Genomic DNA, 11,049 nt, shown 5'->3' on the forward strand with positions numbered 1-11,049 from the left:
ACTTAAACCGAAGACTGTCAGGTAGGGTTTTCCAGGTACACTTGGACATTGGTGAAGAGGAGGAGGGCTATGCAGAAGCTCACTGTTTCACGAGATGACGAAGTCTATGAGGCTTTTGCCGACATTGCCCGGACGCCGGACGGCATTCTCGTCTGCACTTACCGCGAGAGCATGGCTCATGGCCCCTGGCCCTTCTCGCGGATCGTAGTGCGCCACAGCGAGGACGGTGGCTACACCTGGCAGCCCAGGCAGGTAGTCATTGAGAAGGATGGCGAGAAGGGGGAAGGGCGACTGAACTGTTCCCGCATCACAGTCTGCCGGGATGGAACCCTGTTGCTGATCGTAGATTTCTACGTGCCCGGTCGAGACCGATTGGTGAATCCGGTCGAGAACCTGCTGTTCTGGAGCAGTGATTCGGGCCGGACATGGGAGGGTCCTGTGGAGACGGGCATCACCGATGGGATCGTGCCTTCCATCAAGGAGCTCTCCAATGGCGACCTGCTCGTCGGTGTGACCCGCCAGCGTTCTACGGACGGGAGACTCTCCGGCCTGAAGGAAGAGCAGACAATCTATCGTTCCGGCGACGGTGGTCGAACCTGGGAGGGACCCTCAGTAGTTCCAGCCCCGCCTTACCTGCGGCTAAATGAAGGCGATTTTGCCGAACTGGACGATGGCACGGTGGTCTGCTACATGCGTGAAGATGGGGAGCGGTTCACGGGTTGGAAGAGTACTTCGGACGACGGTGGCCGCACATGGTCTAAGGCCTTTCGCAGCCAGATGTACTCCTGCCTGGGCCGTCCATCGGTCGGCCGGGTTCGGTCTGGCGAGATCGTTGTCACCTACCGCTTCTGCTCTGCTGTATCCACCAGCCTGGCCCTGTATGTAGAGACTCCTGCCGAGGCGGTTCGCCGAGACGATCCGAACCCGGATGATTACGCGACCGACTATCGCCAGGCCAGGTTCGCCTTTCTGGACAATGACCGCAGTCTTCACCCCGATAGCGGCTATTCCGGATGGGTGCAACTCCCCAGCGGCGATCTGTACGTGGTCAATTACATTACCGATGACGCCCCCCGGGCTTTTATTCGGGGCTACATTGTCTCTCGCCATGATTGGTTTTTGTTCCCGGAAGGCGCTATGCCGTGGCTGCCCCCATCATCCTCTCAGCCCTATGTGGAGTTGTCCGCCGAGTGGACACGGAAGCAGCATGAGCGCAACCGGACGCAGGACTGGTCGCGCTACGTGCCAACACAGAAGTAAGGAATGTTAGCACTTGATTTGCCATTATCTATGTTTTGCAATGCAGGTCCCCATCAGTTGCGCTATCTGGCGGGGATTTTCTATACATGTGGTGGAGAATAATGATCCGGAATATTCTGCATATAGGAATGGGTGTGGTCGTGGTCTTTTTAGGGCTGATCGCCCTGGTGGAGTTACTGGGATATGTGACCTGGTACCTGATGCCCAGAGATGCGGAGTCGATGCAACAGGCGTCCGAGTTTGAGGCGATTATGGGCAGGCTGGTGCAAAGTCCTGCAGAGAGAGCTATACAGGTTGTGGTGCCAGACCGACATCCGAAGACCGCAAAAGCCGTGCATCGGGTGATGGAATGGCCGGAAAGAAGGGGACGGCAGTTTCGGGAAGCTCCAATGCTTCAAAAAAGGGTGGCGGCAGGTGAGTTGCCGCCGGTTGGGGAACGGTTGCCGGAAAATCCGCTGGTGATCGTGCCGCCCCATCAGAATGGGCCTTATGGAGGCACCTGGACGCGGTTTGCAACGGGACCGAGAGATATAGGCATTGTTGAAGCGCGATTTGCTTATGAGGGACTGGTGAGATGGGATCCGATGGGGCAGAAAATTCTTCCCAATCTGGCAACGCACTGGGAGATAGCCGATGGGGGACGGACTTACACATTCTGGTTGCGAAAAGGGGTGCGCTGGTCAGATGGACATCCCTTTACGGTAGAGGATATTTTCTTCTGGCATGAAAATGTGTTGAGTAACGAGGAGTTGACACCGGTGGTTGCGCGGGATTTTCAGCGGGGAGACGAGGTGATGGCGATAGAAAAAGTCGATGCGCACACCGTGCGTTTTCGCTTCAAGCGACCCAATGGTCTTTTCCTGAAATTGTTGGCATGGGGGCGCGGATACGAAATGCTGCGGTATCCAGCGCATTATATGGCGCAGTTTCATCCGCGGTATGTGCCAGTGGAGAAATTAGAAGCGATGGCTCGGGAGCACGGTTTTGATTTCTGGCACCAGCTTTTTCAAGATAAGCGGGATTGGCGAAATCCGGATATTCCCAGGCTGTGGCCGTGGGTGGTCGTGGCGCCGCCACCGGCCCGTCCTTCTGTGTTCGAGCGCAATCCCTATTATTGGAAGGTGGATCCAGAGGGGAACCAGCTTCCCTATATTGATCGTATGACTTTTGAGATTTACGACCGCGAGACGATCAATCTCAAAGCGATTAATGGAGAAATTGGGATGCAGGGGAGGCACATTCTGATCGAAAATTATTCTTTATTTATGGAGAATCAGTCGCGCGGAGGGTACCGGGTGTTGCACTGGATTACCGGGGGAACCGGCGGAGAGAGCGTTGCGTTGAATTTGAACCACAAGGATCCCGTGATGCGCGAAATCATATGGGATCGTCGGTTCCGCATCGCGCTGTCACACGCGATTGATCGGGAGGCGATTAACGAGGTCGGTGGGTTTGGTATCGGTCAGCCGAGGCAACCGGCGCCTTTGCAAACGTCGGTGCATTATTCAGAGGCATTTGAAAAAGCATATATCGAATATGAGCCGGATAAGGCCAACGCGCTTTTGGATGAGATGGGATTGGTGGAGAAAGACCCGTCCGGCATGCGACTGCGTCCGGATGGCAAGCCGATCAGGGTGGCAATTGAGACGATGTCGATCAACAACCGGGTGCTGGAATTGGTGGCGAACTATTGGACGGCGGTGGGGGTGAAGACGGAGATTAAAGAGGAAGCCCGACAGCTTTATTACGAGCGAAGAAAGGCGCTGATACACGATGCGGCAACTGCGGGGGGAGAAGTTCAGAACCCGCTTTTGGAGCCGCGCCTGTTTGTCCCCTATAATGTGGGATCGAGCCACGCGATTGGGTTCACGCATTGGCTTTTGACCAATGGAAAACGCGGGGAGACGCCCACGGGAGATATGCGGCGCTGCATTGAACTGTTCTGGCAGATTGAGGAGACGCCGGACGAGGCCGAACAGGTTCGGCTGTTTGGAGAGATTATAGAACTGAACCGGAAAAATCTCTGGGTAATCGGAACAATCGGGAGTATGCCTTCGATTATGCTGGTACACAATACATTTCGGAATGTGCCGGAGGTCGCCATGGCTTCATGGTCGGTTCGCACACCCGCAAATACTGCGGTTGAGTGTTATGCGATTGAGCCATATAGGTGATGATTACTCTTTCAGTGCCGAAAGTTGAGCGGTTTGTTCAACCTTGCCATCGACAATGCCCATGTATCCAATTAGCATTTCGTCAAAACTTTGCTCACCCCAGCGAACCGTTGCGGATGGGTCGGGGTTGAGTTTGTTTTTTGCCGAGTTGTCAAAGACGGCATGGCTGACTATGCGCGTTCCTGTGGGCAGGTGTTTAGGGGTTGAGAGGGCGTAGAACCGCTGCCAGTTGAACGTGTAATTTGGCACAGAGAGCAGGGTCTCGCGGGTTCCGTCGGGATAATGTGCAACATAGCGGAAGCCCGCGCCCCGGAAGTGCATGTGGGGGAAGAGGGTGTAGAGCGTTGCGTCCTGTTCGAAGATTTTTACGGATGAATCGCGATGGGCACTGGCATATGGTGGAATTTTAATTTTCGGATTGGCGGGACCGACCACGCGGTGTTCGAGCAGGTTTTGTGCGTCGGTGAAATACAACCCCAGTTTGCTTTCATCCACTTCGGGACGTCCAGTGGTCGTGTAGTGGATTTGAAACTGGATTCTGCTTCCTTTGGGGAGTAGTTGCGCCGTGCCTTTGGGCAGCATGACACCGTCCATGCCCGGTACATAAGAGGCAAAGATGCCGTCTAACCAGCGGTTCTTTTTGACGGTTTTCATTTTGTGCCCTTTGGGATAGATCACGCGCGCCAGTGCGTGGTGCATGGCCGCGCGATTTCCCGGCAGAAATTCGGTGCCTCGCACTCGCACATCGCGGTCTATGGGCACTGTAATTTTGAGATAGCGATAGTCAACAATGCCGGTTGCGGGGATTTCCTGCCGTTCCAATGCGATGACCAGATCGGGCTCTCCGTAAGCCCAGGTTGTGGCTTGTGTCGGGTTTTCGGATAGGGGGTCAGGGCCTTCACCGCGGGGCGATCCGGCTTCGATCCAGTGAACGAGGGTTTGTTCTTCTTGTCGTGTGAGAGACAGGTCGTTGCTGAATGTGCCTATGTGTGGGTCTGCATGCCAGGGGGGCATGCGGCGTGTGCGCACGACTTCGCGCATCATTGGAGACCAGCCCGCGACTTCTTTGTAATCGGTCATGTCAAAGGGGGCTATGCCGCCGGTTTGGTGACAGGTGACGCATTTGTTTTGCAGAATGGGCGCGATTTCTCTGGCATAAGAGATCTGTTTGTGTCGTGCGCGGTCTTTGCCCGGCAGGGCAATCAGGCAGCCGGGTGATGCGACGGCTTTGACGGCGATTTCTTCACCTTTGAGATGGGCGAGGAGTGCATCGGCGAGATAATGGTTGGATGCACTGGGTTTTTGCGCTTCGTAATTCAGGCGATCGTCGATGGGACCCCGGTAGAGGATGTGCCACGTTTTGGGATCGATGACAAGTGCTTCAGCCGTGCGGTGCAGGTCGAGCGATTCGGCGACGAGTTGTGTTTCGTCAATGAGGATGGGATAGCCGATGGAGAAGGCATCGGCTTCTTCGCGTACGCTTTCGCGGTCGTCTTGTAAGTTGGCATTGAGCATTAAAAATTGCACGCCTTTGGGCGCGTATTCATCGCGTATTGCGTTGAGGTCATGCACTGCATTGCGCACAATCGGGCAACCATTGCCTTGGATGAATAAGACGATGGCAGATGCGTCTGAGTGTTCGTGGAGTGTGTGGAATTCGCCGTTCTGGTCATAAAGGCCAAAATCATCCACGACAATATCTACGGATTGTGGTGTTTCGAGAATGGCAGAGCAGCCAATGAAGAGACAGGAGAGGATGTACAATAGGTGTTTCATTCGGGGATACCTTTACAAGAGTTAAAATTCTCTGCTTCGCAACAATTCCAGCACGCGTTCGAGGTCGTCATTGCTGTAAAATTCGATTTCGATTTTGCCTTTGGAGCCTCTGCGGCTGATGTTGACCGCTGTGCCAAAATAACGCTGGAGGTCTTCTTCGAGAAATAGCAGGTTGGGGTCTTTGGGCGGCGTGGTTTTTTTTGGTGCGGTGTCTTCTTTGAGTGCTTTGACGAGGGCTTCTGTGCGGCGAACCGATAATTCCTGTGCAATAATCCGCTGGCATAAGGCAATTTGTTGATCCGCGTTGTCAAGACCAAGCAGTGCGCGGGCGTGACCTGCAGATATCTGCCCGGCTTGTAGTGCGTCGAGTGCTTCGGGTGCCAATGCGAGGAGGCGCAAGGTGTTGGCAATGGTCGAGCGGTTTTTGCCCACGTGTTCGGCAACTTCTTCCTGTGTGAGAAAACACTCCTCTATGAGCATGCGATAGGCTTTGGCTTCTTCAATGGGGTTGAGATTTTCTCGCTGGATGTTTTCAATCAGCGAGAGTTCCATCATTTCCTGGTCTGTTCCCACGTCCATAACAATCGCCGGTACGACCGTGAGTTCGGCCTGACGCGCGGCGCGAAAACGACGTTCGCCTGCGATCAGTTGATAGCCCGAGCCAAAGCGGCGCACGGAAACAGGCTGTATGATGCCTTTTTCGCGGATTGATTGCGCCAGTTCGCCCACGGCTTTGGGATCAAATTCCGTGCGTGGCTGGTGGGGGTTAGGTTCAATATCGTCAATAGATATTTCGATGATTTGCCGTTGGGTCTGCCCCGTGGGCGAAGGGGCAATTTCCGATGTGATTTTTTCGGCAGGAGCTGTATCGGCACCGGGAATCAGGGCGCCCAAACCTTTGCCGAGGGCATTGCGTTTAGCCATTGATGACCTCCCCGGCTAAGTTCATATAGTTTTGCGCGCCGGTAGATATGATATCGTAGAGGATGATGGGTTTGCCAAAGCTGGGTGCTTCGCCGAGTTTGACGTTGCGAGTGATAATTGTATTATAGACGCGGTCGCCAAAATGCAATTTGGTCTCTTCAGCAACTTGGCGCGCTAAATTGAGACGTCCGTCGTACATGGTGAGCAGTACGCCTTCAATGGCGAGGCGAGGGTTGAGGTGTTGCTGCACGAGGCGCAGGGTGTTGAGCAATTTGCTCAGGCCCTCGAGTGCGTAGTATTCGCATTGTATGGGGATGAGCACGGAGTCGGCTGCTGTCAGCGCGTTGAGCGTGAGTAATCCCAGTGAGGGGGGGCAGTCGATGATGATAAAGTCGTGGGATTCTCGCGCTTGCGAGAGGGCATTTTTGAGTCGTTGTTCGCGCGAAATGATGGAGACCATTTCCACTTCGGCACCAGTGAGACGAATGTGAGATGGCGCAATGCTGAGAAAGGGCAGATCGCTCTGATAGATGACTTCCATTAAGGGTACGTCTTCGAGGAGTACTTCGTACACACAGGGCGTTTGTTCATCTATCTCAATGCCACATCCGCTGGACGCGTTGGCCTGCGGGTCTATGTCGAGCAGCAGGGTTTTCTTTTCTGCAGTAGCCAGACACGCAGATAAGTTGACGGCTGTGGTGGTTTTGCCCACGCCGCCTTTTTGATTGGCTATGGCAATGACCCGTGCAGACATCTCAAACCCCGTAAATTCAAGTATAACAGAGATATTCAAGCCTTCGAAATATAGGGTAAGAAAAAAAGAAAATCAAGCACGGGCGTTTGTGGGGGCAGGATAGCGGACAAAAAACGAGCACCCGCTTCTCAGTTGAAGAAGCGGGTGCTCGTGTGTTAATCTCTATTCAAGAATAGGAGATTACTCTTCCAGTGCAGCGTGGGCGGCTGCGAGACGGGCGATGGGTACGCGGAAGGGCGAACAGGATACGTAGTCCATGCCGATGTTGTGGCAGAAGTGCACGGAGGACGGATCGCCGCCGTGTTCGCCGCAGATGCCCACTTTGAGATCGCCGCGGGCGTCGCGTCCGTTTTTGGTGCCGAGTTCGACGAGTTGCCCCACGCCGGTCTGGTCGAGGGTCTGGAAGGGATCGTTTTCGAGGATGCCCTTTTCGACGTATTCGCCCAGGAATTTGCCGGCGTCATCGCGCGAGTAACCATAGGTCATTTGCGTGAGGTCATTGGTGCCAAACGAGAAAAATTCTGCGTGTTCGGCAATTTCGGCAGCGGTGAGGGCAGCGCGGGGAATTTCGATCATGGTGCCGATGAGATACGCGACGCGCTTGCCGGTTTCACTTTCCACTGCGCGAGCCACGCGGTCTGTCATGATTTTGAGTTCGGTAAATTCTTTGACCGCGCCCACGAGTGGGATCATGATTTCGGGAACAGCTTTGGATCCCACATTTGCGGCAGCTTCGAGGATGGCACGCACCTGCATTTCGTAAATTTCTGGATAGGTGATGCCCAGCCGGCAGCCGCGGTGCCCGAGCATGGGATTAAATTCGTTGAGGGATTCGACCTTGTCCTGAATTACGCGCAATGAGGTATCGAGTCGCCTTGCCATTTCCTCTTGCTGGTCGCTCTCGTGTGGGAGAAACTCGTGCAGGGGAGGATCGAGCAGGCGAACGGTTACGGGCAGCCCTGCCATGGCATTGAAAATGCCTTCAAAGTCGCCGCGCTGGATGGGCAACAGCTTTTCGAGGGCGCGACGGCGGCCCTGTTCGTCATCGGCGAGAATCATTTCGCGCACGATATTGATGCGGTCGCCTTCAAAGAACATGTGTTCCGTGCGACACAGGCCAATGCCTTCGGCGCCAAAGTCGCGCGCAACAGCCGAATCGTGTGGTGTGTCCGCATTGGTGCGCACATTGAGCGTGCGAATCTCGTCAGCCCAGGCCATCAAGGTGGCAAAATCGCCCGAGAGTTCGGGTTCCTGTGTGGGGACCTGACCGAGCATGACTTCACCCGTAGAGCCGTCAATGGAGACCCAGTCGCCGCCTTTGACAACTGTATCGCCAACGGAGAATTGATTCGCTGTGTAGTCGATGGCCAGATCACCACAACCGGCCACACAGCATTTGCCCATACCGCGGGCAACCACAGCGGCGTGTGAGGTCATGCCCCCGCGTGCGGTGAGAATGCCCTGTGCGGCGTTCATGCCGCCGATATCTTCGGGCGAGGTTTCAAGACGCACCAGCAGAACCTGTTCGCCCTGTTCGGCGGCTTCTTCGGCTTCTTCGGCGAGAAAGACGACCTTTCCCGATGCAGCACCCGGTGAAGCGGGCAATCCCGTAGCCAACACACTGCGTTCAACTGAGGGATCGAAAGTGGGGTGCAGGAGCTGGTCGAGTTGTTCTGGTTCCACGCGCTGTACGGCTTCGCTCCGGGTGATCAGTCCTTCGTTGACCATGTCAACGGCAATTTTGACGGCGGCAGCGGCGGTGCGTTTGCCATTGCGGGTTTGCAGCATCCAGAGTTTGCTCTGTTGCACTGTAAATTCGATGTCCTGCATGTCTCGATAGTGCTTTTCGAGGGTTTGATAGATGCCTTCGAGTGTTTGATAGGCTTCGGGAAGTCTGCCCGCCAGGAGATCTACGGGTTCGGGCGTGCGCACGCCTGCAACCACGTCTTCGCCCTGCGCGTTGGTGAGAAATTCGCCGTAAAATGTGTTTTCACCCGTGGAGGGGTCGCGCGTAAATGCAACGCCTGTGGCGCAGTCGTCACCCATGTTGCCATAGACCATGGACTGTACGTTGACGGCTGTTCCCCAGTCTCCAGGGATATTTTCCAGACGCCGATATGTGATGGCGCGATCCGCCTGCCATGAGCCAAATACCGCGCCAATACCGCCCCAGAGTTGCTCGATGGGGTCGGTGGGGAAATTTTGTCCCGTGCGTGTTTTGACGATGTCTTTGAACATATCGACGAGGGTTTTGAGGTCCTCTACGGTCATGTCGAGGTCGTCTTCGATGCCGCGCTTTTCTTTGACCTCTTCGATAGCGGCTTCAAAGGGGTCTATTTCGAGGCCCTCGGGAGTCACGCCCATTACCACATCGCCATAGGTCTGGATGAAGCGGCGATAAGAGTCCCATCCAAAACGCGGGTTGTTACTCTTGGCAATAAGACCTTCTGTGATTTCATCGTTGAGGCCGAGGTTGAGTACGGTTTCCATCATGCCGGGCATGGAGACGCGCGCTCCCGAGCGCACGGAAAGGAGCAATGGGTTTGTCGCATCGCCGAATTTGCCTCCCATAACAGTTTCGAGTTTGGCAACGTTGTCCATTACCTGTTTTTCAAGTGCGTCGGGATATTGTTTGTCGTGATCGTAATAATACGTGCAAACCTCGGTGGTGATGGTAAATCCAGCGGGCACGGGAATACCCAGGCCCGACATTTCTGCGAGATTTGCGCCTTTGCCACCGAGCAAGTTGCGCATTTCTGCAGAGCCTTCGGCGTTGCCATCGCCAAAGAAATAGACGTATTTTTCTTCTTGTTTTGCTGTCGCCATTGCGTCCTCCAAAGGGGTTCAAATCGGGGCACGACAGTGTGCTCCCGGGATATTTTGGCAGGAAAAAATATAACAGGGCAAAAAAACGAGCAAGGATTTTGTTTGAATTGGGAAGGGAAGGTGGGTAGTGGGTGGGCTGACTACTGACTACTGATGGTATCGGGTTGTTGGGTATTGATGGTGTTGGGCTGTAAGGTTTGAACTGAATCAATCAATGATTTTACCTGATTGAACTGGGTGTTGCTTTCCCAGCCGAGGATGGTTTGCAGAATGCTGCGACGTCCCACATAAATACGCAAATCAGCGGTAGATCCAAAGCTCAGGGCAATGGGGGTTTGATTGACGGCGACTTCCAGGCCAAAGGTGCGAACATTGCCTTCGTGGATGGCGTACCCGTGGACTTCTGACACTTCGCCATGACCGACAAAACCCTCGCGGTCAGTAAATAGATTGCTCAATATTTCAACGGGTTGACCGGGACGCACCTTCCACGCACTGGTTTCGGGCATCCAGGCACCGATAACTGTACCTTCGCCTTCTCCCGCGATGATCATGACAATGGCTCCCTGACTGGCCTGCATGCCAGGATAGAGATCCTGGCGGGCTACCACGCCACTGACTGGCGCGCGCAAGGTGGCGCGTTCGAGGGCTTCGCGCGCGGCTTCGAGATTGTGTTTTGCCTTGTCCAGAGATGCCTGGGTTTGGCGCACTGCAGCTTCGGCCTGTTGAATTTCAGCGGGCAGGGGACCGCGTCTCACCAGGTTGAGATTTTCGAGTTCGACTTTTAAGCTGGCTTCAGCGAGGTCGTAATTGGTTTTGGCGCGTTCGTAGTCTTCCTGGCTGAAGAGCCGCTGGCCTTCATAAAGGGCCTGGGCGCGTTTGAGGTCCTGTTGCCGAGCCGTGAGGTTAATGCGCGCTTGCTCAACGCGCGATTCGGCTATTTTGAGTTCTTCGGGGGTTGGCTGTGCGCGCAGCAGGGCAAGCCGCGCCTGTGCGGCTTCGAGGTTGGCGATTTCCCGTTTGATTTCTTGTTCGGCGGTTGCCGCTGCCGCTCTCAAATTGCCGTCGTAGAGTCGGGCGACGGGTTGACCGGCTGTGACGGAGTCGCCGGGTTCTGCGAGGATTTCGTGGATGTCCTGGCTCATGGGCGAATTGATATATATTTTGTCTCCTGGTTCTACAATGCCTTGAGCCATCACAATATCGTCAATCTGGATCAGTGCAAGGGCGAGTGCAATGGCCCCAATCACACCGAAGACCCAGAGTAGCCATTTGACGATTCTGCCTTTTCGGCGACGGCGCATCATGGGATTATTTTTTTCCTTGTGCTTGACA

Annotated in this window: 7 protein-coding genes; 2 read left to right on the top strand and 5 right to left on the bottom strand. The window is 54.8% G+C overall.

Annotated elements, in window-relative coordinates:
- Positions 1–69: 69 nt before the first annotated feature.
- Positions 70–1,260: a sialidase family protein gene (locus tag OXG87_05610; protein MCY3869015.1), complete on the top strand. Its 1,191-nt coding sequence runs from the start codon at positions 70–72 to the stop codon at positions 1,258–1,260.
- A gap of 101 nt (positions 1,261–1,361) precedes the next feature.
- Complete coding sequence (locus tag OXG87_05615; GenBank protein MCY3869016.1) at positions 1,362–3,434, top strand: ABC transporter substrate-binding protein; 2,073 nt, start codon at positions 1,362–1,364, stop codon at positions 3,432–3,434.
- A 3-nt stretch (positions 3,435–3,437) separates the two neighbouring features.
- Here the strand turns inward: OXG87_05615 and OXG87_05620 are convergent, their stop codons facing one another.
- The 5 genes from OXG87_05620 to OXG87_05640 all read right to left on the bottom strand — a co-directional run.
- A complete protein-coding gene (locus OXG87_05620) occupies positions 3,438–5,210 on the bottom strand; it encodes a redoxin domain-containing protein (GenBank protein ID MCY3869017.1) in 1,773 nt (590 codons plus the stop codon).
- Between the two features lie 21 nt (positions 5,211–5,231).
- Positions 5,232–6,134, bottom strand: coding sequence for a ParB/RepB/Spo0J family partition protein (locus tag OXG87_05625; GenBank protein ID MCY3869018.1), 903 nt, complete (start codon positions 6,132–6,134; stop codon positions 5,232–5,234).
- Complete coding sequence (locus tag OXG87_05630; protein MCY3869019.1) at positions 6,127–6,888, bottom strand: AAA family ATPase; 762 nt, start codon at positions 6,886–6,888, stop codon at positions 6,127–6,129. The genes OXG87_05625 and OXG87_05630 overlap by 8 nt, the downstream gene beginning before the upstream one ends.
- A gap of 180 nt (positions 6,889–7,068) precedes the next feature.
- On the bottom strand, positions 7,069–9,714 hold the full coding sequence (ppdK, locus tag OXG87_05635) for a pyruvate, phosphate dikinase (GenBank protein ID MCY3869020.1): 2,646 nt from the start codon (positions 9,712–9,714) through the stop codon (positions 7,069–7,071).
- A gap of 140 nt (positions 9,715–9,854) precedes the next feature.
- Positions 9,855–11,049 (bottom strand): HlyD family efflux transporter periplasmic adaptor subunit (locus tag OXG87_05640; GenBank protein MCY3869021.1); only part of this gene is annotated, 1,195 nt, incomplete at its 5' end.

This window comes from Gemmatimonadota bacterium, from assembly GCA_026706845.1.
Taxonomy (GTDB): domain Bacteria; phylum Latescibacterota; class UBA2968; order UBA2968; family UBA2968; genus VXRD01.

Bases quoted from the DNA above. Each gene is read 5' to 3' on its own strand.
- OXG87_05610 (MCY3869015.1), top strand. From the start codon at position 70: ATGCAGAAGCTCACTGTTTCACGAGATGACGAAGTCTATGAGGCTTTT.
- OXG87_05615 (MCY3869016.1), top strand. From the start codon at position 1,362: ATGATCCGGAATATTCTGCATATAGGAATGGGTGTGGTCGTGGTCTTT.
- OXG87_05620 (MCY3869017.1), bottom strand. From the start codon at position 5,210: ATGAAACACCTATTGTACATCCTCTCCTGTCTCTTCATTGGCTGCTCT.
- OXG87_05625 (MCY3869018.1), bottom strand. From the start codon at position 6,134: ATGGCTAAACGCAATGCCCTCGGCAAAGGTTTGGGCGCCCTGATTCCC.
- OXG87_05630 (MCY3869019.1), bottom strand. From the start codon at position 6,888: ATGTCTGCACGGGTCATTGCCATAGCCAATCAAAAAGGCGGCGTGGGC.
- ppdK (MCY3869020.1), bottom strand. From the start codon at position 9,714: ATGGCGACAGCAAAACAAGAAGAAAAATACGTCTATTTCTTTGGCGAT.